We start from the raw sequence: 22,493 nt of genomic DNA on the forward strand, positions 1-22,493 counted from the left end.
CGCGCATGACGCCAGAGAACTATGTCCAGGAAAAGGCTGCCGCTTCCGGCAGCAGCTTTTATTACGCCTTTTTGTTTTTGCCGACGGAAAAGCGCGCAGCCATCACCGCTTTTTACGCGTTCTGCCGCGAAATCGACGACGTGGTCGATGAAGTCACCGACCCCGGCGTGGCGCATACCAAGCTGGGCTGGTGGCAGGGCGAGGTGGCCAAGTCGTTTGCCGGCAACCCGACACATCCGGTGATGAAAGCCTTGATGCCGATGACCGCCACCTACGGCATCGAGGCGCGGCATCTGCAGGCGGTCATCGACGGCTGCATGATGGACCTGTCGCAAAACCGCTACCTGGATTTTCCGGCGCTGCAGCGCTACTGCCACTTGGTGGCCGGCATCGTCGGCGAAGTGGCGGCGCGCATCTTTGGCCAGACCGACGACGCCACCACGGCGTATGCGCACAAGCTGGGCCTGGCATTCCAGCTCACCAACATCATCCGCGACGTCGGCGAAGATGCGATGCGCGGTCGCATCTACCTCCCGGTCAATGAACTGCAGCAGTTCGATGTGAAGGCGCACGAAGTGTTGAAGCGCGAATATTCGGACCGTTTCAGCGCGCTGATGAAGTTCCAGACCGAACGCGCGCTGCGCCTGTACGACGAAGCGCTGGCGCTGCTGCCGGATGCCGACCGCCGTGCGCAAAAACCGGGCCTGATGATGGCCAGCATCTACCGCACGCTGCTGCGCGAAATCGCCGCCGACAACTTCCAGGTGCTGCACCAGCGCGTCAGCCTGACGCCGCTGCGCAAGTTCTGGCTGGCTTGGAAAACGCAGGCTTTCGGCAAAGTAGTTTAGTTATATGGCCCCCACGCTCCCCACTTCGTGTAGTTCGCTGCCCCCCGAGGTGGCTGCTGCGCCTGCGGCCCGGCGAAGCCGGTTCCGCGGCCCCTGCTGGTATAGGCCGGCGTTTGCTGCCAGGCATTTGGTTAAATGAACATTGCCATCATCGGCGCTGGCTGGGCTGGGTGCGCTGCTGCGGTCGAGGCCACGCGGCTCGGTCACCAAGTCACGATTTTTGAGGTTTCGCGCATCGCTGGCGGCCGTGCCAGGCGCGTCATGGCGACGCTGAATGGTTTGCCTGTCACGCTGGACAACGGCCAGCACATCCTGATCGGCGCCTATGCCCAGACGCTGCAGCTGATGAAGGATGTGGGTGTCGATGCGGCGGCGTCCTTTCTTCGCCTGCCGCTGACCATGCGCTTTCCGGACGGTAGCGGCCTGGCCCTGCCCGACTGGCCGGCGCCGCTGGACGCCTTCGCAGGCATATTGACCGCCAGCGGCTGGTCATGGGCCGACAAGCTGTCGTTGTTCAAGGTGGCGCTGGGCTGGCGGCTGGGCGGCTTCACCTGTCCGCCCGGGCAATCTGTCAGCGACTTGTGCCGCAACCTGGCGCCCGGCCCGATGGCCTGGCTGATCGAGCCGCTGTGTGTCTCGGCACTGAACACCCCGCCCGAACGCGCTTGCGGGCAGGTGTTCCTGCGCGTGATGCGCGATGCGCTGTTTGCGCAAAGCGGCGGATCGAATTTGCTGCTGCCGCGCACAGACCTGAGCGCCATGCTGCCCGATGCGGCGCTGGCCTGGCTGGCGGTGCGCGGGGGCGTACAGCGGCTGGGGGTGCGGGTTCAGTCGCTGTTGCCAGCGGGCCCTCAGTGGACGGTGGACGGCGAAATCTTCGACAGCGTCCTGCTCGCCTGCCCGCTGGCTGAAGCGGCGCGCCTGGTACAAGGCAGCGGGGTTGCCGCCGACGCATGGATGGCGAAGGCACGCAGCCTGACGCATGAAGCGCTGACCACGGTTTATGCCTATGGCGCCAGCGCCAGCCTGGCGCATCCGATGCTGGCCTTGCATGCCAGCGCGGATGAACCCGCCCAGTTCGTCTTTGACCGGGCGCAGTTCGGTGGCCCGGCCGGTCTGCTGGCCTTTGTCATCAGCGCCAGCTCCGGCGACAGCGCCACGCTGACAGGGCAAGTTCTGGCGCAGGCCGCGCGTCATCTGGGTTTGAAGGATTTGAAGCCGGTGCAAACGATTGTCGAAAAACGCGCCACCTTCGCCTGCACGCCAGACTTGCAACGTCCGGCGCAGCAGATCGCCAACGGCCTGCTGGCGTGCGGCGACTACATGGCGGGCCCGTATCCGGCCACGCTGGAAGGCGCCGTGCGCTCCGGACTTGAGGCTGCCCGAAGCGTGTGCTGAACCACTGGCAGCAGGGCCAGACACTCATCAATTAATAGCTATGCGTGCTTTCTGGACAAGCGCTTCAGGCACTTTGCGCCATATAACGGACCTGCTGGAAGGCCGGGCGCGCCAGGCAGCCCTGCAGCCAGTCGCGCACCTGCGGGCATTGCGCCATCAGCTCACTGGCGCCTTCGACCCAGGCAATCACCGAAGCCACGCAGATGTCGGCCACGGTGAAGCGGTCGCCGGCAAGCCAGGGGCGGCCCTGCAAATGCTGGTCCAGAATGCGCAACGGACCCGCCAGGTGCCTGAGCGATTCCTCGGCCAGTTGCGGCTTGCGGCGCTCCGGCGGCATGAGCATGGCGTGCATCAGGAAAATCAGCGCGTCCTTTTCGCATTCGGTCACGACCCAGAAGGTCCAGCGCAGGATCTCGGCGCGCTCGGCATGGCTGCGTGCCGCCAGCGACAGGCCGTTGGGGCTCAGGAAACGCTCGGCCAGGTAGACCGTGCAGGCCATCGACTCCCAGACCAGCACGCCGTCGTCGTCCACTACCGGGATGCGTCCGTTCGGGTTGACCTTCAAAAACTCGGGCGTGCGCGTGGCGCCGCCCACGTAGGGCAAGGCGATGTGCTCATAGGCAAGACCCAGTTCCTGCGCCACCCACAGGGGGCGTGCGGCGCGGGAAGCCGCCGTGCCATAGATTTTCAAGGTCATGTCGGCTTTCAGTGGGGCTCAAGGGGGAACAAAGCGCACAGTTCGGTGAGCGTGGTCACGATTTCGTGCGGCTGGGCACGATGCGCCCAGGGATGGTCGGAGCGGTTCACCCAGACGGTCTGCATGCCGCAGTCAAGCGCCGCCAGCACATCGAGCTCGGCGTCGTCGCCCACATGCAGCACCTCGTGCGCCTGCAGACCGACCGCGCTGGCCGCCGCATGAAAAATGCGCGGATCGGGCTTGCCGACGCCGAACTGCTGGGCGCTCAGGCTGGCCGTGAAATACGAGCCAATGCCGATGCGGTGAACGTCGGCGTTGCCGTTGGACAACGCCACCAGCGGCATCCGGCGCGACAAAAACTGCAGCGACTGCAGCGCATCGTCAAACAGCGTGACTTGGTGGCGCGCGTCAAAAAACACCTCGAACGCCGCTTCAGCCAGGCCTGGGTCGTTGCCGCTGCGGCTAAGCGCCAGCCGGATGGCCCGGGTGCGCAAGGTGCTCAGGTCGTGCCGGAGTTCGGGATACAGGCCGTTGACATGCTCGCGAATCTCGTGGCGCACCGCCGGCTGGGCCAGCAGCGCCGCCGTCTGCGGGGCATGCTGGACAAGCCAGTCATGCAACGCAAGATCGGCTTTTTCGATAGTCGGCCAAATCGGCCAGAGTGTGTCGTCCAGGTCTAGGGTGATGGCTTTGATGGGGGTTAAATCGAGCATGGCTTAGGCGAGAATACCGCATGTCATTTGCAACCGAGCCTTCGTATGCCCACGGCGCACCGCCCAAGGCCCTCGCCACCACCGCCATCCTGCTGTGCAACCTGGGCACGCCCGATGCGCCCACCGCACCGGCACTGCGCCGCTACCTGGGCGAATTTTTGAGCGATGCGCGGGTGGTCGAGATTCCCAAGCCCATCTGGATGCTGATCCTGCACGGCATCATTCTGCGCACCCGGCCCAAAAAATCGGCTGCCAAGTACGCCAGCGTGTGGCTGCCCGAAGGCTCGCCGCTGAAGGTCTGGACTGAAAAACAGGCGGTCATGCTGCGCGGTTACCTGGGCCAGCGCGGCCACCCGGTCGAGGTGCGTTATGCGATGCGCTACGGCAACCCGTCGATTGCCTCGCAGCTTGACCAGCTGAAAGCTGACGGCGTCACGCGCATCCTGATCCTGCCGGCCTATCCGCAGTACAGCGGCACCACCACGGCCAGCGTGTTCGACGCGGTCTACACCTGGGCGGCGAAGGTGCGGCGCATTCCCGAGTTCCGATTCATCAACAACTACCATGACGACCCGGGCTACATCGACGCGCTGGCTGAAAAGATTCGCCAGCATTGGAAACTCAACGGCCAGGCCGACAAGCTGGTCATGAGCTTTCACGGCGTGCCCGAGCGCACCTTGATGCTGGGCGACCCCTACCACTGCGAATGCCACAAGACCGCGCGTCTGCTGGCCGAAAACCTTGGCTTGGCCAAGGACCGCTGGCAGCTGACTTTCCAGTCGCGCTTTGGCAAGGCCAAATGGCTCGAGCCCTACACCGAGCCGACACTGGTCAAGCTGGCGCAGTCGGGCTTGAAAAGCGTTGACCTGGTCTGCCCCGGCTTCACCGGCGACTGCCTGGAAACGCTGGAAGAAATCTCGATGGAGGCGCGCCACGCCTTCCTGGAGGCGGGCGGCAAAACCTTCAGCTACATCGACTGCCTGAACGACAGCCCCCGGTGGCTCGCAGCCTTGAGTGACATTGCCATCCGGCACATGGGCGGCTGGGACACCGGGGAGGCACGCGATGCACACAAACTCGCGGCGTCTCGTGCAGCTGCCTTGGCGCTTGGCGCCAGGCAATAAAAAACCCGGAACGGATTTTTTATTGCTATTTTTTTAATAGCTACTTGCACTTTTTTTCTTGGACAGGTGCTGATTTTTATGGAAGCAATGTGCTGATTCGCTGTGGTTGCGGTCAGCCAATGCCGGCTGATTGAGCATCACCAACTGAAGGGCTGGTTCAGACTGATTCCAGTCATTCAAGGTTTCAGATCGAAGGGCAGTTTCCGACGACAAAGCGGAATTTCAGACTCTTGGACTCATCGCCACAAAGCAGTCATCCGATTGAGCTGCGCTGCCACCGGAACGGCGGTCCGGATTGCCGCGATTCCAGTCATTGGTGATGCATGGATGAACTTCAGGACCGGGCCAGGAGCGGTAAGCCACGGCGGTCAGGTTTACGTCAAGCCGGTATGCGTGCACGGGCCACTTTAGCTTGGTGGCTGAGGAGGCTCCCTCCTGCTTCACAACTTGCCGTGCAATCAACCCGCCGCTCCTGCGCGCACTGAATGCCATAGTAGCTATGCGCACTGAGTCGTAGTCTTAAGCGCACCTGAATTGGGAGGGCGACGACCCGGTCCAGCGGCGGAACGCACGTGTGAATGCGCTGGGTTCAGAGAACCCTAGCAGGAATGCCACGTCGGCGGCCGTGGCGCCAGGCCTCGACAGGTGAGACAGCGCCAGGTCCTTGCGAACCTCGTCGACGATTTCACGGTAAGAGGTGGACTCCTCGGTGAGGCTGCGCTGAACCGATCGTTCACTCATCGCCAGTTCTGAGGCAATTACGGCCAGGCTTGGCACTTCACCCTTCAGGCGCGCACCGACGATGCTTTGCACCCGGCCACTCACTGTGCCGTGTGATTTGAGTTGTTCGAGGCGACGCCGGGCGTCCCCCTCAAACACCTCCAGCAGCGCTGGATCGGCTGACAGCATACCTGCCGCCAGCGCCGAAGTGGAATACACGACTGCGTTCTCGAGTTGATCAAAACGGACCACGGGGCCCAGCAGCCGCGCATGCTCGGCAATAGACGCAGGCGCGGCATGCTGAAAGGTCACGGCGATCGGCACCGGGGGCCGCGTCGCCACCCGCCCGAGCGTGAGCACGATGCCAGCAGCCACGGTCTCGATGACTTGGCGGGGTGAGCGACGCAGGTAGCTGCCGAGGTCGTCCGCCGCGCCGAACCGGCAGATCGTCGTGTCCTGTTTGTGTTCGACCTTGACCTGCAGACCCTCGTTCAGCAACGGCGCATAACGTGCAAGGCGCTCCAGCGCTTCACCGGCCGTCCGACAGCTGAGGATCACGTAGCCGACGATGCTTAACGCGCCAGGGTTGTAGACCTCTGCACTGTGCACTGTGCAGGCCTAGGTCGGCGTCGCCGGTGAGTTGCTCCGCCGCGGCCCACAGCCGTTCCATTGCCGCAGCGGGGACACGTGAATTGGGGTCGTCGACCCAAGAGGGGTCGATCTGCGCTGCCCGAAAGACCGTTTCGGCTGCTAATCCTCGACGGCCAAGAAAACCGAGAAAGTCGATCAGAAGCGACGTCGCAATCGTAGCCTCGCGCATCGGGGCTCCATCCAGGAAAGAAATCTGGCGCAACGGGTCAAGTCGGTGGCGCGTCCCGTCATTGCTGATCGGACCGGCTCACTGGACACTTACGTCACGCCGTTCAAGGTGTCCAAGGAGTATATGGTGAATCGTGATTCAGATGATTTTTTGCGAGCAGCGACTGTCTTTGGCGGTGGCTCGCTGATCGCCGCGACGCTGCTGTTCTCCGCCGTCTTCATGGTGCTGGCGCGCAGCTTCGGCTACCCCGATGTGCTGGACCTGCCAGCCGCGCAGGTGTTACCGCAGCTGCTTGCGCTAGGGTCTGGCGGACGCGCGGTCTGGGTGCTGTACGGATTGATCCCGTTGCTGCTCTTGCCGACCGCAATGGGGGTCTATGCCGCCGGGCGCCATGCAGCGCCGCTGACCGCCATGGTGGCCTTGATCTGTGCTTTGCTGAGTGCCGCCGCCATGATGGCGGGTTTGCTTCGCTGGCCGAGCTTGCACTGGCAACTAGCCCTAGCCTACGCTGATGCGTCCCCCGGCGCGCGTGAGGCCATCACTGTGGTCTTCGCCGCTTCCAACAGCTACCTCGGCAACTTCGTCGGCGAGTTTCTGGGCGAGCTGTTCCTGAACTCGTTTTTCCTGTGCGCTGCCATAGTGCTCACCCGCGCGGCGTCCTCTGGACGGCGCTGGCTCATGGTGGCCGGCGCGTCGGCCAGCCTGCTGGGCGGCCTGGCCATGCTGCGCAACGTCATCACATGGGTCGAGCCTATCGCAGCGCTCAACAACGTCGTGCTGCCGATTTGGATGCTTGTACTTGGGGTGGCGCTGGCACGGCACCGGCCGAGCCCTCCCGGGCTGGCCTTACCGCCCCAACGATTGGAGACTCGAGCATGAACATCGCCTTCCGATCCGTGCCGCAGCCAGCAACGCTACTTTCAATTTACCCCGCACCCTATCCAGAATCAATGGAGCATTCATGAAATCATCACTCAATTTTCTTTCGGCCAGCCAACTTGCCGCAATGATTCGTTCCGGCGAAGTCACTGCTCGGGAAACTGTCGAGGCATTTCTGGCGCAAGCCAAAAAGCAGAACCCCACCTTCAACGCCATAGTGACGCTCCACGAGGCGCAGGCTCTAGCGCAAGCAGACCAGGCAGATCAAGCCAAGCGCGCTGGTAAACCTTGTGGCCCACTGCATGGGGTTCCGATCACGATCAAAGACACTTATCGCGTCAAGGGTTCACGCACCACTGCGGGTTACCTCCCGCTCAAGGACCACATCCCCGATACCGATGCGGTGGCGGTCGAGCTTCTGAAAGACGCTGGCGCGATCATCATTGGCAGGACCAATACGCCCACGCTGGCCATGGACATGCAAACGGACAACCCCATCTTCGGCAAGACCAACAATCCGTGGGATGTCGAGCGCACACCCGCCGGCTCCAGTGGTGGGTGCGCCACTGCGCTGGCAACCGGCATGACATCTCTTTCGCTGGGCAGTGACCTGGCGGGCTCTATTCGTTTGCCTGCGAGCTTTTGCGGCGTTTATGGATTGAAACCGACGCATGGCGTGGTCTCGTTCGAAGGACACATCGTCCCGCTCCCCGGCGAGATCAATGGCTACCGCACGCTGGCCGTTGCTGGGCCGCTGGCGCGTTCGATCGATGATCTGGCACTGGCGTTGGACGTGCTGACGCAACCGACATCCCATGACAGAAATGTCGCGCCGCTGCTGGCTGACATGGGCGGAAGTGTCGACATCTCCAAGCTCAAAATTGCATGGACCGATGACTTTGGTGGGGTTCCGGTCAGTGCAGAGATCAAAGACAAACTGCATGCCTTTGTGAAGACATTGGTTCAAGTGGGTGCCACCGTCCACAAGGTTGAACCGCAAGGAATGGACTACAACGAAATCTGGGAAACCTGGGGTAGTTTTGTGGGGGCGCAAGGCAACTACGACATGTCGAATTTGAAGCGCTCCATCGGTCATCTGTTCTCGAAAGGCACTTTGAAAAATATTCCTATGCAAAGAAAAATTGTGGGTCCAACTTCTGTGAAGAAGCTGATGCAAGCGTTTGAGCTGCAAAGCCAGTACATCACCAAGATGGACAACTTTCTCTCGGAATACGACGCTTGGTTGTGCCCCGTCAGCGCGACCACCGCGTTCAGGCACCATGCGCACAGCAAGAAGCTTGGCGATTTCAAGATATACAACCAGCCGTTGCAAGTGGATGGTGCGGACATCCATTACTACGTCGCCACCCAGTCGTACACGACTGTCTTTTCAACCACCAACAGTCCGGTGGTTTCCATGCCCATCGGCCTGGGCCAATCCGGTCTTCCCGTCAACATCCAGGTGGCCGGCAAGTGCTACAGTGACCGGCGCTTGCTCCAGGTAGCCAAGGTGCTGGACTCCTACGCGGATAAGTTCCACTACCCACTGCAATAAGCGTTACCTTCGACGTTAGACCACACACAAAGCACAACATGTCCATTGATGCTCTTCTTCTTTTTGTTCCCGCGTGCTTCGCTCTGAACATGGCACCAGGCCCAAACAACCTCCTTTCCGTGTCAAATGCGACTCGCTATGGTTTTTGGTCCGCGTCAGTCGCTGGAGTCGGTCGCCTCATCGCCTTCGTCGGCATGATCGCCATTGCTGCAGCAGGTCTTGCCACCGTCCTTCAGGCCTCGGAGATTTTGTTTTACGCAGTCAAGGTCGTCGGGGCCGCGTATCTTTTCTACCTTGCGTTCCAGTTATGGAGGGCCGCTCCCGCCGACGAAAATACTAAACATACTGGCTCACGGCAAAGCATTTTTTCACTTGCACGCCAAGAATTTCTGGTTGCGGCGGGTAATCCAAAGGCCATCCTCATATTCACTGCATTTCTTCCTCAGTTCGTAGATATTTCAAAGCCTGCGGGACCACAGTTTGCTGTGCTTGGTGCGCTTTTTCTGGGTTTGGAATGGATTGCGATTGCAGCTTACGCATATATGGGAAGCCATCTGCGAAAATGGTTCTCGGAGCCTCGTCGACAGCAGATATTCAACCGTACTTGCGGATCGCTGCTGGGGACTGCAGGCATAGGTTTGCTTGCCGCACGGAGGTCAACTAGTGGAGCCTGACGGGTCGGCCCAGGGCGGACAGCCTGCGGCTGCGCCTGGCCTCCAACGCTAACCTGCCATTTGAGTGACTGCTTCGGAGCGCCGGTAAAGTCGGCTTCCAGCCCGCAGCGGAAATCACAGAGCTAAAACCTAGCCCAGCAAGTGGATCATTCTCGGTATCTCCTAGCCGACATTCGCGAACGGCAGGAACTGGCCCATCCATGCCGCTCAAACGTCAAACATGATTGACCGCTCCCGCTGCAAAGCAGTCACCCGCTTCAAGAAAAGCAAAGGCTGTCAATGCCAAGGCGGCAAATGTCACTGTCAGCAAACGCTGCACCGAAAACACTCCATCGCGCCATAAGGCAATCGAGCGTATTCAACGTCGCAAGCCGCTATATTTTCAATAGCTGCTTATGCCCGTGCCACAAGCGAAAAAGCCATTTTTAATGCCGATTTTCAGCCTATTCAAGCTAGTTTTCGCCGTCCAGCCCAGCGTTTGAACAGGCGCGGTAGCACCAGCACGGACACCACCACCACCAACAGGATCAGTGACACCGGGCGCTGCAAAAACACCATGGCGCTGCCCTCGCCGATCGACATCGCGTTGCGCAACTGCGCTTCGGCCAGAGGGCCGAGGATCATGCCGACGACCACCGGCGCGGTTGGAAAGTCAAAACGCCGCATGACCACGCCCAGGACGCCGATGCCGTACAGCAGGAACAAGTCAAACGCGCTCTGGCGCATGCCGTACACGCCAACCGTGGCAAAAATCAAAATGCCGGCGTAGAGGTAAGGCTTCGGGATTTTCAGCAGCTTGACCCACAGGCCGACCATCGGCAGGTTGAGCACCAGCAGCATCACGTTGCCGATGTAGAGCGAGGCGATCAAGGCCCAGACCAGCGACGACGAGGTGGTGAACAGCTGCGGGCCGGGCTGGATGCCATAGTTCTGGAATGCGCCCAGCAAAATCGCCGTGGTGTTCGACGTCGGAATTCCCAGGGTCAGCAGCGGAATCATGGCCATGGTGACGGTGGCATTGTTGGCCGCTTCCGGGCCGGCCACGCCTTCAATGGCGCCTTGCGTCCCAAACTCGGCCTTGTCTTCGCCCTTGGCGAGCTTTTTCTCGACTGCATAGCTCAGAAAGGTCGGGATTTCCGTTCCACCGGCCGGAATGCAGCCGAACGGCGCGCCTATCGCCGTGGCGCGCAGCCAGGCTGGCCAGGAACGGCGCCAGTCGCGCCGGGTCATGTGGACCCGGCTCAGCTTGTTCTGGGTATCGATGATGCGGCCTTCATAAAGCACTGCGTACATGGCCTCGGCAACGGCAAACAGGCCGACGGCGACCAGCACGATCTCGACGCCGTCGAGCAGTTCGGGAACGCCGCCGGTGTAGCGCGCCTGCGCCGAAATCTGGTCCAGCCCGACCAGGCCGGCAGCCAGACCGATGAACAGCGCCGTCATGCCGCGCACCGTGCTTTTGCCCAGCACCGCGCTCACGGTGGTGAAGGCCAGCAGCATCAGCATGAAGTATTCGGGCGGCCCGAGCTTGACCGCCAGGTCGGCGACGATGGGCGCGAACAGCGTGACCAGCACCGTGGCAATCGTGCCGGCCACGAACGAGCCGATGGCGGCGGTGGCCAGCGCCGCGCCGGCACGGCCGCTCTTGGCCATCTTGTTGCCTTCCATGGCCGTGACCATGCTGGCGGTTTCCCCCGGCGTGTTCAGCAAAATTGAGGTGGTCGAGCCGCCGTACATGGCGCCATAGTAGATGCCGGCAAAAAAGATCATCGATGCCGTGGCCTCGACCTTGACCGTGATCGGCAGCAGCATGGCCACGGCCACGGCCGGCCCGATGCCGGGCAGCACGCCAATGGCCGTGCCCAGCGCGCAGCCGACAAAGCACCAGATCAGGTTGATGGGCGTGGCCGCCGTGGCAAAGCCCTGCAGCAGCTGGTTGAAGATATCCATTTAGAGCCATCCCGTCGAGGTCAGGCCTGGCAGGTTGATGGCCAGGAATTGGGTGAACATCCAGAACACCGGGGCGGCAATGGCCATGCCGATCAGCGTGTCCTTGAGCATGGCCGCAGCCCCGCGGTCGTTGCGGCCTTCCGCGCCTTTGAGGCCCTGGACTGCCAGCACGAAACACAGCGTGCAGCTGAAGATAAAGCCGATGGTGGTGATCAGCGCGGCATTGGCCAGCAGCCCGGCCGACATCCAGGCAAAGCCCAGCCAGTAGGGCCGGGGGCCGTCAGCGGATTCGTCCATCGCCCGAAAGCCACCCGAGCGCGACTCCCAGATGATGAAGCCGCTGCACACCAGCAGCGACACGGCCACCAGCCAGGGCAGAAAGTTGGGGCCGACGCCGCCGTAACCGGCCGCCGACGGGATGGTGAGTGCGCCTGCGGCCAGACCGAGGCCGATCAGCAGCACGCCGACGCCAACCAGCGTCTGGAGCGGGTATGTATTTTTGGGAGTGGTCATCACTTGTTACCAATTGGGATATCTTCGGCGCACGAAAAGTTGACCGGAATGGAAGCTATTGCACAAACAACCGGTTTGCGGCGGTCGCACCCGCGCTGCATGGAGCAGGCACCGGCGAAAGGGAAGAACGGGAGCGCAACGCAGCAAAGCGGCATTCCCTTTTTTCCTTGAAAAATCACAGGAGGTAGCAGCCTGCGGCCTCAGATCATCCCGGACTTCACCATGGTGGCGCGCAAGGCGGCAAAGTCGTCATCGACAAACTTATCAAAAGCCGGACCGCTCAGCACGGCAGGCGTCCAGCTGTTTTTCTGGGAAGCTTCGAGCCAACTCTTGGACTTGACGGCCTTCAGGACCATGTCGGTGAGTTCCTGGCGCTGGGCCGGCGTGATGCCGGGCGCGCCATACACGCCGCGCCAGTTGCCGATCACCACGTTGATGCCTTGTTCCTTGAGCGTCGGAATGTTCACGCCCGGCAGGCGCGCTTCGGACGTCACCGCCAGCGCACGCATCTTGCCGGTGGTGATGTACTCGGCAAATTCGCTGTAGCCGCTGCCGCCGATGGTCACGTTGCCGCCCAGGATGGCCGCCGTGGCTTCGCCGCCGCCCCGGAAGGCGACGTAGTTGATCTTGGCCGGATCGGCGCCGACCTCGCGGGCAATCATGGCGGCGGCAATGTGCTCGGTGGCGCCGCGCGAGCCGCCGCCCCACTTCACGCTGCCCGGGTCTTTCTTCAGCTGCTCGACCACTTCCTTGATCGATTTGAAAGGTGAATCGGCCGGCACCACGAATACGTTGTATTCGCTCGACAAGCGCGCAATCGGCGTCGCCTGGCTCAGGCTGACGGGCGGCTTGCCCGTGATCTGTCCACCCAGCATCACCGCACCCATCACCATGAGGGCGTTCGGGTCGCCCTTGCTGCCGTTGACAAACTGCGCCAAGCCGAGCGCGCCGGCGGCGCCGCCCTTGTTGTCATAGCTCACGGTGGCGGCCGCGCCCGAATCGACCAGTGCCTTGCCCAGCGCCCGACCGGTGGTGTCCCAGCCGCCGCCGGGGTTGGCCGGCACCATCATCTTGACATTGGCAGCGGCAAAGGCCGACAGTGGAAAGGCACCCGCAGCCGCCAGGGCCGCCATGGATTTCAAAAAAGTGTCGCGACGCATGAATGTCTCCTTGTAGTGGAATGAACCCCTTGATGATGCATGCCGTGGCTGTCAAACGGCTGTCTTGAAACCTAGGGGAAAGTGCTAATGTCCGGGCCATGACTTCGACTCTGAAATTGCTGTTGATTGAAGACGACGCCTCGATGCAGACCGCTTTGCAGCGCACGCTCGGCCGACGCGGCATCGAGGTGTTCGCCTGCACCGACGGCCGGCTGGCCCTGGCGCAATGGACGTCCGTCCAGCCCGACGTGGTGGTACTTGACCTGAGCCTGCCGGGCCTCGACGGCCTGCAGGTGCTGGCGCAGGCACGCCGCCAGGGGCTGGCCACGCCAGTGCTGATCCTGACGGCGCGCGGCACGGTGGGCGACCGCATCATCGGCCTGAACACAGGGGCCGATGACTACCTGCCCAAGCCTTTCGACCTGGACGAACTGGAGGCGCGGCTGCGTGCGCTGGTCCGCCGCCGCCCTGCATCACATACCGAATCAGGCTCTACCGCCTATCTGGCGGGCACACTTCGCTATGAAAAAGAGAGTGGCGCCATTTACCACCATGGCCTGGTGCTGGACCTCACGCCGCGCGAACTGGCGCTGCTGCAGGCGCTCATCGTCAAGCCCGGCCATGCGGTGTCCAAGGAAAAGCTGTTCGAGCTGGTGTTTCCGGGCGAAGCCGAAGTGCAGTACGAAGCGGTCGAAGTGGTCGTCTACCGGCTGCGCAAGAAACTGATGGGGACCGGCGTGACGCTGGTCACGCTGCGCGGCCTGGGTTACCTGCTGAAGGTCGATGCGTGAGCCAGGATAAAGACAGCACAGCAAACGAACCGGCCAGCGCAGGGGCTACTTCACACCAGCCAGTGCCATGGAACCGGCTTCGCCGGACCATAGGCGCAACGGCCCCCTTGGGGGGCAGCGCAGTACGCGAAGCGACAAGCGTGGGGGCTATCTCGCTCAGGCGATACCTGCTTTTAGGCATCTTGCTGCCCGTCGGCCTGCTGGTCATCGTCAACACCGTGGGGCTGTACAACCAGGCGTTCAGCGCCATCAACACCGCCTATGACCGCACCCTGCTCGCTTCGGCCAAATCAATTGGCGAGCAGCTCGACGTGACCGGCTACGACGAGCTGTCCGTGTTGCGCGTTGCCGTCCCGTATGCCGCGCTGGAAGCCTTCGAGGCCGACAACCAGAGCCGCCTGTTCTACCGCGTGTCCAGCCTGGACGGCGAAATGGTGTCGGGTTTTGCCGGACTGCCGTTTTGGCGCGGCCGCATTCCGGCCAAGCCGCCGTATGCTGCACTGGTGGATTTTTATGACGATGTGTTTGGCGATGACGCGGTGCGCGTCGCTGTGCTGCTGCAGCCGGTCGCCAGTTCCAAAGGCCGGGGCATGGCCGTCATCCAGGTGGCGGAAACGCTGGAACTGCGCACCACTCTGGCGCGCAAGATTTTGTTCGACACGCTGTGGCGACAGGCGCTGCTGCTGGCCGTGATTGCGCTGGTGGTGGTGGTCGTGGTGCAGCGCGCCACGCGGCCGGTACGCCGGCTCAGCGCCGAACTTCAGGCCAGGGCCGAAGGCGACCTGAGCGTCATTGACGCGCGCGATGCGCCGCGCGAACTGCTGCCGCTGGTTGATGCCACCAACCAGGTGATGGGCCGGCTGCAGCACCTGCTGGAAAACCAGAAGCGCTTCGTGCGCGACACCGCGCATCAGCTGCGCACGCCGCTGGCGGTGCTCAAGGTGCAGGTGCAGTCGGCGCTGCGCGGCGACCTGGACGCGAACGAGGCGCTGGCCGACATCAGCCAGACGGTGGACCGCGCCACGCAGCTGGCCAACCAGATGCTGGCGCTGGCCAAGGTCGAGCAATTGCGCCAGCAGCCCGACCCGCAGGCCATTGACCTGGCCCAGGTGGCGCGGCAGGTGGCGCTGGACCTGTCGCCGCTGATTGCCGAAAAGGACATCGACTTCGGCATCGAGACGCAGCCCGGACGCGTCCAGGCGCATGAATGGATGCTGGGCGAGCTGACGCGCAACCTGCTGCACAACGCCATCAAGCACACGCCGCCGGGCGGAAACTTGACGGTGCGCACCGCCTGCGAGGCCGGCCGGGTGGTCTTGAGCGTCAGCGACAGCGGCCCCGGCATTCCGGACGAGCTGGCGGCGCGGCTCTACCAGCCCTTTTCGGCCGGCGACGTTCCCCACGGCTCCGGCCTGGGACTGGCCATCTGCCTGGAGATCGTACAGGCGCTGGGCGGCAGCATCGCACTGGAAAATCGGCTTGCACATGGCAGGGTGATGGGCCTTGATGCCACGGTGCGACTGCCACTGGTCCAGAATATGAAATCAGGAGAAAGATGAATGGAAAAATTGCGCATCGACAAATGGCTCTGGGCCGCACGCTTTTACAAGACGCGTTCGCTCGCCGTGGAGGAAATCGATAAGGGACGCGTCCGCGTCAATGACCTCGAAGCCAAGCCTTCGCGCGAAGTCAAGGCGGGAGACACCGTGGCGCTGCGGCAGGGAACGCTTGTCCGCACGCTGGTGGTCCGCGGCATCAGCAGCCAGCGCGGTCCGGCGCCGGTGGCGCAGCAGCTTTATGAGGAAACCCCGGAAAGCCTGGCGCTCAAGGCGCAGGCTGCCGAACAACGGCACCTGACCAGCGACCCCGCCAGCACGCTGGAACACGGCCGTCCCACCAAGCGCGACCGCCGCAGCATGGACAAGGCCCAAGGCAAGGACTGGGACAACCGCTGGAGCGCCTCGGCCGACCGTTAGCCGATCACCCGTTAATTGCTACTTTTTTAATAGCTGCTTGCGCACGTTCCCATTGCGCAAGAAGGCTTTTTAATCAAAAATATGTAACCACTCAGTTCGCTTTTCAGGTTTACGCGCATATCAGGTATTGCTGTCATTGCACCTCTTCTGTCATCCCGCCTCTTCTGTCATCCCGGGCTTGACCCGGGAACCATGCATTGTGTTCAGCGGGTGAATGGATTGCGGATCAGGTCCGCAACGACAGAATAGAACACGGCAAGTTTCCTGCGACCCGGGCAGTTTCGAAACTACATCGCCGGTGCGGCGCTCATGGCCTTCAGGTTGGCCTTGAGCTGCTGGCTCATGGGCAGGTTCAGGTTCACGCCTTTGGGGGGAATCGGCGACATGAACCACTTGGTGTACAGCTTCTCGAATTCGCCCGACTTCATCAGGCGGGTGATGGTGCCATCGACCAGCTTCTTGAATTCCGGGTCGTCTTTGCGCAGCATGCAGGCGTAGGGCTCGACCTGCAATGAATCACCCACCACTTCCAGCGCCGCAGGATTCTTGGAGTTGGCCATCAGGCCGAACAGCAGGATGTCGTCCATGGCAAACGCCAGGGCGCGGTCGTTTTCCACCAGAAGCAGCGAATCATCATGGTCCTTGCCGAGGATCAGTTGCATGTCGAGGTTGTTGTCGGCGTTGTACTTGCGCATCACCTGCGCGTTGGTGGTGCCGGTGGTGCTGGCCACCGTTTTTTTGGCCAAGTCGGCATAGTTTTTAATGCCCGAGCTTTTCTTGGTCAGCAAACGCGTGCCAGTGTAGAAATGGTTGATGGCAAACGTCACATCCTTGCCCCGGGCGGTGTTGTTGGTCGTCGATCCGCATTCGATGTCATAGGTGCCGTTGACCAGCAATGGAATTCGGTTTTGCGAAGTTACCGGCATGGTGGCAACTTGAAGATTGGGCTTGTTGAGCTTCTTGCGCACGTCGTCCACGATGGCATCGGTCAGTTCGACTGAAAATCCGACCGACTTGGACGAGCCGATCAGGTAGCTGAACGGCACCGACGCCTCGCGGTAAGACACGGTGATCTTGTTGCTTTCATTGATTTTCTGAAGGGTCTGCGCGCTGGTGCCAGAGGCCAGACCGAAGGTCAGCAAAACGGCGGTCATGAGGATCGAGGGTGTCATGCTTTTATCTTTCAAGAAAGTAAAGGGCGCTTGCGTGTCAGGAAAAAATTTTCCACAACAAGCAACCCAGATGAGTGACGCTGATTTTGACCATAAACCTGTCGTGCAAGCCTATGGTTTACCCAAGCCCAGACCTGACCGGACGCCTGACACAACCGCCGCAATGCATTAACCAACAACTGCGTGCAGAGCTGCGGCTTTCAACTGTGCACAGCGCACGCCCCAAGAGGAGCGGCAGCAGCCATCACGCGTCTTGCCACGTGTCAACGATGACTGCAGCAATTCATTAGTCCGTTTGCCAGATTGACTGAATTGACAGCAATCACGATCATCTCAGGCGTTCGGCAATTCCTCAAAGGTCGGGCGAACATTGAAATCCACCCGTGAAACGTCTGATGGAAAAGAACGCACTGCGGCCTTGAAAGTTGAAATACACAAGCGGCAGCAGACCCACCATTGGCCAAGAATCACCCACAAGCAGAAAAGATGAAACCAACTATTGTTTTTCTTGTGATGTCCGCTGTCAGCAAGCCGGAAACGGTCGATCAGCTTGCCAGAGCCCTGGCACCGCATACCGTTCTGGTGCACCATGATTTTCACCAGACACCCGTGTTTTCGCTGTGCGCTCCGAATGTTGTCTTTGTTCCCGATCCCAAGCGCACGGGCTGGGGTCTCTTCAGCTTTGTCGAAGCGATCTTTCATTCAATGCAGTTCGCGCTGCACAACCTTGATTTTGACTACCTTCAGTTGTTGAGCCCCTCGTGCCTGCCGATCAAACCGATGGAAAAGTTTGAAGTGCATATTTCGGGCCCTGCCGATGCGCATTTCGACTGTGTTGACGTGTTGGGCGACCAGGATGCGCTGATGTCGATCGGCTACAGGGCATTGCTGCCCGACATGTCATTGCGGTTTCGGGTGGCCAGGCGCCTGTCAAACGTGTACTTCGGCGCCTCACAGGGCAGGCGCGAAGAAGCTGGAATCTGGCTGCGCAGTGGCGATCGAAGAAATCCCCTGTCATGGCTCGCGCTTCAGTGCACCAAGTCAATCGGACAGAAATCCATCGCCAATCACATTTTTGACGAAAATTTTCGCCCCTATTACGGCACGACCTGGTTCGGCGCACGCCGGCATGTCGTGGCTGAAATGGTTGCCCTGTTTGGGCGCCCCGAGATAAAAGACTATTTCAGCCGCCTGTGCCTGCCTGAGGAAATCGTGCTGCCCACCTTGCTGATGCATCTGCAACTGACCAAAGGGCCGATGAACCACTGTTTCCAGCACTATGTCCAATCGCACCCGCGCCTGTTCGAGGCAGAAGACATCGAGCAGCTCAAGGCATCGCCTGCCTTCTTCGGGCGCAAGTTCCCCAATGACCCGGCAGCGCCGGTTCGCGCCAGGGTGCTTGCCGAGATGGTTGGCATATAGGCGCAAGAACGCAAGGCCGGGCCTGGCACCCGCCAACCCGGATGCGCAGTCTGGCTTATAGTGCCAAGTCTTTCCCCACACGCTCTGTGCAGCAGACCCAAACCCCATGAAAACAAAAGCCGCCGTCGCATGGCAAGCAGGCCAGCCCCTGACCATTGAAACCGTTGACCTGGAAGGTCCGAAGTTCGGCGAGGTGTTGGTCGAGATCAAAGCCACCGGCATTTGTCACACCGACTATTACACGCTCTCGGGCGCCGACCCGGAGGGCATCTTTCCGGCCATCCTGGGCCACGAAGGCGCGGGCATCGTGGTCGATGTCGGCCCCGGCGTGACGTCGCTCAAAAAAGGCGACCACGTCATTCCGCTCTACACGCCCGAATGCCGCCAGTGCAAGTTCTGCCTGTCGCGCAAGACCAATTTATGCCAGCTGATTCGCGGCACCCAGGGCCAGGGCCTGATGCCCGACGCCACCAGTCGCTTCAGCCTCGACGGCAAGCCCATTTTTCACTATATGGGCACCTCGACCTTCAGCAACTACACCGTCGCGTCCGAAATCTCGCTGGCCAAGATCCGCAAGGACGCGCCGTTCGACAAGGTTTGCTACATCGGCTGCGGCGTCACCACCGGCATTGGCGCGGTGCTGTTTACCGCCAAGGTCGAGGCTGGCGCGAATGTCGTGGTGTTTGGCCTGGGCGGCATTGGCCTCAATGTGATCCAGGGCGCCAAAATGGTCGGCGCTGACAAGATCATCGGCGTCGATCTGAACCCCGAGCGCGAGGCGATGGCCCGCAAGTTCGGCATGACGCACTTTTTGAACCCCAAGGCGATTGAGGCGGCTGGCGGCAACATCGTCGATGCCATCGTGCAGCTGACCGACGGCGGCGCGGATTACAGCTTCGAGTGCATCGGCAACACCAAGGTGATGCGCCAGGCGCTTGAATGCACGCACAAGGGCTGGGGCCGCAGCATCATCATTGGCGTGGCTGAAGCGGGCGCTGAAATTTCAACCCGTCCCTTCCAGCTGGTCACCGGCCGCAAGTGGGAAGGTTCGGCCTTCGGCGGCGCACGCGGCCGGACCGACGTGCCAAAAATTGTCGACTGGTACATGGAAGGCAAGATCAACATCGACGACCTGATCACCCACACCATGCCGCTCGAAGACATCAACAAGGGCTTTGACTTGATGAAAAGTGGCGAATCCATTCGCGGCGTCGTGCTGTACTAGCCCCCACGTTCCCCACTTCCTGTGGTTCGCTGCCCCCCGGAGGGGGCCGTTGCGCCTGCGGTCTGGCAAAGCCAGTCCCGCGGCCCCTGCTTGCAAAGAAGAAGGCCGCCCCGGCTGGCAGCCTTTGATTGAACTGAAAAGTCCATGACAACACCCTTCGAATTGATCAACGAGCACGCCTGCTTTGGCGGCAAACAGTGCTTTTACCAGCATGTGTCCAGCGAAATCGGCCTGCCGATGAAGTTCTCGGTGTTCTTGCCGCCGCAAGCCTCAACAGGCCCGGTTCCCGCGCTGCTGTATCTGGCGGGCCTGACCTGCAACGAAGAAACCTTCATGACCAAGTCGGGCGCCCAGCGCCTGGCCGCCGAACTGGGCTTGGCGCTGATTGCACCCGACACCAGCCCGCGCGGCGCCCAAGTGCCGGGTGAATCCGACAGCTGGGATTTCGGCCTGGGCGCCGGGTTTTACCTCGATGCCACGCAAGCGCCCTGGGCGGAAAATTACCGTATGGAAAGTTATCTCACGGCCGAATTGCTGCCTTTGCTAACGGCCGTGTTGCCGATTAACGCCGAGCGCATCGGCATCTTTGGCCATTCGATGGGCGGACATGGCGCCTTGACCCTGGCGCTGCGCCATCCGGGCCTGTTCAAGTCTGTGTCGGCCTTTGCGCCGATTTGTGCACCCAGCCAATGCCCGTGGGGCGAAAAAGCGTTCACCGGCTATCTGGGCACCGACACATCGCAGTGGCAGGCCCACGATGCCAGCGCGCTGATGCGGAAAAGTACCAGCGCGCCCTGCCCTGGCGGCATCTTGATTGACCAGGGTTTGGGCGACAAATTTTTGCCGGACCAGTTGCATCCGGACCTGTTTGAAGCGGCCTGTGCCGCAGTCGGCCAGCCCCTTACGCTGCGCCGTCATGCCGGCTACGACCACGGCTACTACTTCGTCGCCACCTTCATGGACGATCATCTGAGGCATCACGCCGGCCAGTTGAACCATTAAGGCGAAGCTAAGTTTGGTCTCGTAAAATGCCGCGTTATGCCGCTGCACCTGCCTGATCCTGCCAAACCACCTACTCCTTTCTCACCTCGTTCCCTTGCCCTGAATGAAAAAGCGCTGCCAGCCGGCATGCGGCCGGTTTGGGTGGTTGTACTTGCCAGCTTCTGGCTTGCCACGGTCTGTAACGTGGCGCTGTGGCGCACGCTGGCCCGGCTGCCCGACTTGAGCAACAGTCAGGCGTTCACAGTCAGCATCGCACTTGCGCTGGTCATCGGGTTGACGACGGCTGGATTGCTCAGCCTGCTCGCCTGGCGCTGGACGCTCAAGCCGGTCATCATGCTGTTTTGCGTCTCGGCGGCTTTCGGCGCCTATTTCATGATGGCCTATGGTGTTGTCATCGACAAGTCGATGCTGGTCAACGCCCTGCAGACCGATATGCGCGAAACGCGTGACCTGTTGAACTGGCGTCTGCTGGCCACCGTGCTGGTCTTGGCAGTGCTGCCCTGCGTGCTGCTGTGGCGCCAGCACATCCGGCTGCAAAACCCGACGCGCCAGGCGGTCTCCAACCTGGTCGCACTGCTGGCGAGTTGTGCCCTGCTGGTCATGGTGCTGGTGCTTTTCTTTCAAAGTATTGCCTCGGTGATGCGCAACTATCCCCAGGTGCGCTACCTGATCAATCCGCTCAATTCTTTTTACGCATTGGGCCTGGTGGCGGCCAAGCCGTTTCAGCGCAACGAATCGGCCATCCTGCCGCTGGGCGAAGACGCCACGCTCGGCGCCACCTACACCGCACAGGCCAAGCCGCCACTGCTCCTGCTGGTGCTGGGCGAAACCGGGCGCAGCGTGAATTTCGCGGTCAACGGCTACAGCCGCCCCACCACGTCCGAATTGTCCAAAGAAAACATTGCCAGCCAGCGCAACGCCTGGTCTTGCGGCACCAGCACGGCAGCCTCGGTACCGTGCATGTTTTCCAATTTCGGGCGGGCAAACTACGAATCGCGCCCGGCCAATTACGAGGGCTTGATGGACGTGCTGCAGCATGCGGGGCTGGCCGTGCTCTGGCTCGACAACCAGTCAGGCTGCAAAGGCGTTTGCGACCGTGTTCCGAATGTCAACACCAGCCAGCTGAAAGTGCCCGGCCTGTGCGACGGTGATGAATGCTTCGACGAGGTCATGCTGAAAGACCTGGACGCGCGCATTGCCGCGCTGCCCGCCGAGCGCCGGGCCAAGGGCGTGGTAGTCGTGATGCACCAGATGGGCAGCCATGGCCCGGCCTATTTCAAGCGGTCGCCAGCCGCCTTCAAAAAATTCCTGCCCGAATGCACTGACAACGCCCTGCAAAGCTGCACACAGCAAGGGCTGATCAATGCTTACGACAACAGCATCGTGTACACCGATCACCTGCTGGCGTCCAGCATCCAGTGGCTCAAGACGCAGGAGCCGCTCTCATCGCCTGCAATGCTGTATGTGGCTGATCACGGCGAGTCACTGGGCGAAAACAACATTTACCTGCACGGCATGCCCTACAGCGTCGCGCCCGACGTGCAAAAGCATGTGCCCTGGATCACCTGGCTGTCGCCCGGCTTCGAGCAGCGCAGCAAGATCACCACTGCCTGCCTCAAACAGCAGCTTGACGCACCGGTCAGCCACGACAACTATTTTCATTCGGTGCTGGGCCTGATGAATGTGCAGACCCGCGTCTACACGCCAGCGCTGGACATCTATGCACATTGCGGCCAGTCGTAGCGCCGCCGATCAATGCCTGCCCTGATTGGCTGTAGGGTTTATGGGATTTAAAATCATATTTGGGAAAGTCAGTTTATTATTCGATTAACGTCTGAATTAACAACTATTTAT

At 61.2% G+C, this 22,493-nt stretch carries 21 protein-coding genes; 13 read left to right on the plus strand and 8 right to left on the minus strand.

What is annotated here, in order from left to right:
- Window positions 1-5: 5 nt before the first annotated feature.
- Both hpnD and hpnE read left to right on the plus strand, forming a co-directional pair.
- The gene (gene hpnD / locus IWX87_RS04420) at window positions 6-848 is read left to right on the plus strand and encodes a presqualene diphosphate synthase HpnD (RefSeq protein WP_196862306.1); all 843 of its coding nucleotides are present in this window, start codon (window positions 6-8) and stop codon (window positions 846-848) included.
- A 135-nt stretch (window positions 849-983) separates the two neighbouring features.
- A complete protein-coding gene (hpnE, locus tag IWX87_RS04425) occupies window positions 984-2,246 on the plus strand; it encodes a hydroxysqualene dehydroxylase HpnE (RefSeq protein ID WP_196862307.1) in 1,263 nt (420 codons plus the stop codon).
- Window positions 2,247-2,310: 64 nt separating this feature from the next.
- Here hpnE and IWX87_RS04430 read toward each other — a convergent pair whose 3' ends face one another.
- Entirely contained in the window at window positions 2,311-2,943 is a 633-nt protein-coding gene (locus IWX87_RS04430; RefSeq protein WP_196862308.1) for a glutathione S-transferase family protein, read from the minus strand.
- 8 nt (window positions 2,944-2,951) lie between these two features.
- Entirely contained in the window at window positions 2,952-3,656 is a 705-nt protein-coding gene (locus tag IWX87_RS04435) for an HAD family hydrolase (protein WP_196862309.1), read from the minus strand.
- Window positions 3,657-3,676: 20 nt separating this feature from the next.
- Between IWX87_RS04435 and hemH the strand changes: the two genes are divergently transcribed.
- Window positions 3,677-4,780 carry a ferrochelatase gene (hemH, locus tag IWX87_RS04440; RefSeq protein ID WP_196862310.1) on the plus strand — a complete coding sequence of 368 codons (1,104 nt, stop codon included), beginning with the start codon at window positions 3,677-3,679 and terminating at the stop codon, window positions 4,778-4,780.
- Between the two features lie 519 nt (window positions 4,781-5,299).
- Here hemH and IWX87_RS20005 read toward each other — a convergent pair.
- Window positions 5,300-6,109 (minus strand): AraC family transcriptional regulator, encoded by an 810-nt coding sequence (locus IWX87_RS20005; protein ID WP_196862311.1) that lies wholly within the window; start codon window positions 6,107-6,109, stop codon window positions 5,300-5,302.
- Window positions 6,030-6,320, minus strand: coding sequence for an AraC family transcriptional regulator ligand-binding domain-containing protein (locus IWX87_RS20010; RefSeq protein ID WP_370583761.1), 291 nt, complete (start codon window positions 6,318-6,320; stop codon window positions 6,030-6,032). Before IWX87_RS20010 ends, IWX87_RS20005 begins: the two co-directional genes overlap by 80 nt.
- 126 nt (window positions 6,321-6,446) lie before the next feature.
- Here IWX87_RS20010 and IWX87_RS04455 point away from each other — a divergent pair, with 126 nt between their 5' ends.
- The 3 genes from IWX87_RS04455 to IWX87_RS04465 all read left to right on the plus strand — a co-directional run bounded on the left by IWX87_RS04455 (window position 6,447) and on the right by IWX87_RS04465 (window position 9,428).
- Entirely contained in the window at window positions 6,447-7,199 is a 753-nt protein-coding gene (locus IWX87_RS04455; RefSeq protein ID WP_196862313.1) for a DUF4386 family protein, read from the plus strand.
- 82 nt (window positions 7,200-7,281) lie between these two features.
- Window positions 7,282-8,754: an amidase gene (locus IWX87_RS04460; RefSeq protein WP_196862314.1), complete on the plus strand. Its 1,473-nt coding sequence runs from the start codon at window positions 7,282-7,284 to the stop codon at window positions 8,752-8,754.
- A 38-nt stretch (window positions 8,755-8,792) separates the two neighbouring features.
- On the plus strand, window positions 8,793-9,428 hold the full coding sequence (locus tag IWX87_RS04465; RefSeq protein ID WP_196862315.1) for a LysE family translocator: 636 nt from the start codon (window positions 8,793-8,795) through the stop codon (window positions 9,426-9,428).
- A 447-nt stretch (window positions 9,429-9,875) separates the two neighbouring features.
- On the opposite strand, the gene IWX87_RS04470 is transcribed toward IWX87_RS04465, so the two are convergent.
- The 3 genes from IWX87_RS04470 to IWX87_RS04480 all read right to left on the minus strand — a co-directional run bounded on the left by IWX87_RS04470 (window position 9,876) and on the right by IWX87_RS04480 (window position 13,051).
- Complete coding sequence (locus IWX87_RS04470) at window positions 9,876-11,378, minus strand: tripartite tricarboxylate transporter permease (RefSeq protein ID WP_196862316.1); 1,503 nt, start codon at window positions 11,376-11,378, stop codon at window positions 9,876-9,878.
- Window positions 11,379-11,891 carry a tripartite tricarboxylate transporter TctB family protein gene (locus tag IWX87_RS04475; protein WP_196862317.1) on the minus strand — a complete coding sequence of 171 codons (513 nt, stop codon included), beginning with the start codon at window positions 11,889-11,891 and terminating at the stop codon, window positions 11,379-11,381. It lies immediately after the preceding gene.
- Between the two features lie 200 nt (window positions 11,892-12,091).
- The gene (locus tag IWX87_RS04480; protein WP_196862318.1) at window positions 12,092-13,051 is read right to left on the minus strand and encodes a tripartite tricarboxylate transporter substrate binding protein; all 960 of its coding nucleotides are present in this window, start codon (window positions 13,049-13,051) and stop codon (window positions 12,092-12,094) included.
- A gap of 98 nt (window positions 13,052-13,149) precedes the next feature.
- Here IWX87_RS04480 and IWX87_RS04485 point away from each other — a divergent pair, with 98 nt between their 5' ends.
- The 3 genes from IWX87_RS04485 (at window position 13,150) to IWX87_RS04495 (ending at window position 15,818) form a co-directional block, all read left to right on the plus strand.
- On the plus strand, window positions 13,150-13,842 hold the full coding sequence (locus IWX87_RS04485) for a response regulator transcription factor (RefSeq protein ID WP_196862319.1): 693 nt from the start codon (window positions 13,150-13,152) through the stop codon (window positions 13,840-13,842).
- 149 nt (window positions 13,843-13,991) lie between these two features.
- The gene (locus tag IWX87_RS04490; protein ID WP_196862454.1) at window positions 13,992-15,401 is read left to right on the plus strand and encodes a sensor histidine kinase; all 1,410 of its coding nucleotides are present in this window, start codon (window positions 13,992-13,994) and stop codon (window positions 15,399-15,401) included.
- Window positions 15,402-15,818 carry an RNA-binding S4 domain-containing protein gene (locus IWX87_RS04495; protein WP_196862320.1) on the plus strand — a complete coding sequence of 139 codons (417 nt, stop codon included), beginning with the start codon at window positions 15,402-15,404 and terminating at the stop codon, window positions 15,816-15,818.
- 287 nt (window positions 15,819-16,105) lie between these two features.
- On the opposite strand, the gene IWX87_RS04500 is transcribed toward IWX87_RS04495, so the two are convergent.
- Complete coding sequence (locus IWX87_RS04500) at window positions 16,106-16,990, minus strand: transporter substrate-binding domain-containing protein (protein ID WP_196862321.1); 885 nt, start codon at window positions 16,988-16,990, stop codon at window positions 16,106-16,108.
- A gap of 486 nt (window positions 16,991-17,476) precedes the next feature.
- On the opposite strand from IWX87_RS04500, the gene IWX87_RS04505 reads away from it, so the two are divergent.
- The 4 genes from IWX87_RS04505 to IWX87_RS04520 all read left to right on the plus strand — a co-directional run bounded on the left by IWX87_RS04505 (window position 17,477) and on the right by IWX87_RS04520 (window position 22,382).
- Window positions 17,477-18,412 (plus strand): beta-1,6-N-acetylglucosaminyltransferase, encoded by a 936-nt coding sequence (locus IWX87_RS04505; RefSeq protein WP_196862322.1) that lies wholly within the window; start codon window positions 17,477-17,479, stop codon window positions 18,410-18,412.
- A 106-nt stretch (window positions 18,413-18,518) separates the two neighbouring features.
- Window positions 18,519-19,637 carry an S-(hydroxymethyl)glutathione dehydrogenase/class III alcohol dehydrogenase gene (locus IWX87_RS04510; RefSeq protein WP_196862323.1) on the plus strand — a complete coding sequence of 373 codons (1,119 nt, stop codon included), beginning with the start codon at window positions 18,519-18,521 and terminating at the stop codon, window positions 19,635-19,637.
- Window positions 19,638-19,781: 144 nt separating this feature from the next.
- Window positions 19,782-20,639: an S-formylglutathione hydrolase gene (gene fghA / locus IWX87_RS04515; protein WP_196862324.1), complete on the plus strand. Its 858-nt coding sequence runs from the start codon at window positions 19,782-19,784 to the stop codon at window positions 20,637-20,639.
- 126 nt (window positions 20,640-20,765) lie between these two features.
- Complete coding sequence (locus IWX87_RS04520; protein ID WP_231374583.1) at window positions 20,766-22,382, plus strand: phosphoethanolamine transferase; 1,617 nt, start codon at window positions 20,766-20,768, stop codon at window positions 22,380-22,382.
- Window positions 22,383-22,493 lie beyond the last annotated feature (111 nt).

The organism is Polaromonas sp. CG_9.7 (assembly GCF_015752205.1).
GTDB lineage: Bacteria > Pseudomonadota > Gammaproteobacteria > Burkholderiales > Burkholderiaceae_C > Polaromonas.

What these genes read in the sequence shown, in the direction of transcription:
- IWX87_RS04435 (WP_196862309.1), bottom strand. Translation starts at nt 3,656, where the DNA reads ATGCTCGATTTAACCCCCATCAAAGCCATCACCCTAGACCTGGACGAC.
- IWX87_RS04520 (WP_231374583.1), top strand. Translation starts at nt 20,766, where the DNA reads ATGCGGCCGGTTTGGGTGGTTGTACTTGCCAGCTTCTGGCTTGCCACG.
- IWX87_RS04470 (WP_196862316.1), bottom strand. Translation starts at nt 11,378, where the DNA reads ATGGATATCTTCAACCAGCTGCTGCAGGGCTTTGCCACGGCGGCCACG.
- IWX87_RS04510 (WP_196862323.1), top strand. Translation starts at nt 18,519, where the DNA reads ATGAAAACAAAAGCCGCCGTCGCATGGCAAGCAGGCCAGCCCCTGACC.
- hemH (WP_196862310.1), top strand. Translation starts at nt 3,677, where the DNA reads ATGTCATTTGCAACCGAGCCTTCGTATGCCCACGGCGCACCGCCCAAG.
- IWX87_RS20010 (WP_370583761.1), bottom strand. Translation starts at nt 6,320, where the DNA reads ATGCGCGAGGCTACGATTGCGACGTCGCTTCTGATCGACTTTCTCGGT.
- IWX87_RS04485 (WP_196862319.1), top strand. Translation starts at nt 13,150, where the DNA reads ATGACTTCGACTCTGAAATTGCTGTTGATTGAAGACGACGCCTCGATG.
- IWX87_RS04495 (WP_196862320.1), top strand. Translation starts at nt 15,402, where the DNA reads ATGGAAAAATTGCGCATCGACAAATGGCTCTGGGCCGCACGCTTTTAC.
- IWX87_RS04430 (WP_196862308.1), bottom strand. Translation starts at nt 2,943, where the DNA reads ATGACCTTGAAAATCTATGGCACGGCGGCTTCCCGCGCCGCACGCCCC.
- IWX87_RS04465 (WP_196862315.1), top strand. Translation starts at nt 8,793, where the DNA reads ATGTCCATTGATGCTCTTCTTCTTTTTGTTCCCGCGTGCTTCGCTCTG.
- IWX87_RS04500 (WP_196862321.1), bottom strand. Translation starts at nt 16,990, where the DNA reads ATGACACCCTCGATCCTCATGACCGCCGTTTTGCTGACCTTCGGTCTG.
- IWX87_RS04480 (WP_196862318.1), bottom strand. Translation starts at nt 13,051, where the DNA reads ATGCGTCGCGACACTTTTTTGAAATCCATGGCGGCCCTGGCGGCTGCG.
- fghA (WP_196862324.1), top strand. Translation starts at nt 19,782, where the DNA reads ATGACAACACCCTTCGAATTGATCAACGAGCACGCCTGCTTTGGCGGC.
- hpnE (WP_196862307.1), top strand. Translation starts at nt 984, where the DNA reads ATGAACATTGCCATCATCGGCGCTGGCTGGGCTGGGTGCGCTGCTGCG.
- IWX87_RS04460 (WP_196862314.1), top strand. Translation starts at nt 7,282, where the DNA reads ATGAAATCATCACTCAATTTTCTTTCGGCCAGCCAACTTGCCGCAATG.
- IWX87_RS04475 (WP_196862317.1), bottom strand. Translation starts at nt 11,891, where the DNA reads ATGACCACTCCCAAAAATACATACCCGCTCCAGACGCTGGTTGGCGTC.
- hpnD (WP_196862306.1), top strand. Translation starts at nt 6, where the DNA reads ATGACGCCAGAGAACTATGTCCAGGAAAAGGCTGCCGCTTCCGGCAGC.
- IWX87_RS04505 (WP_196862322.1), top strand. Translation starts at nt 17,477, where the DNA reads ATGAAACCAACTATTGTTTTTCTTGTGATGTCCGCTGTCAGCAAGCCG.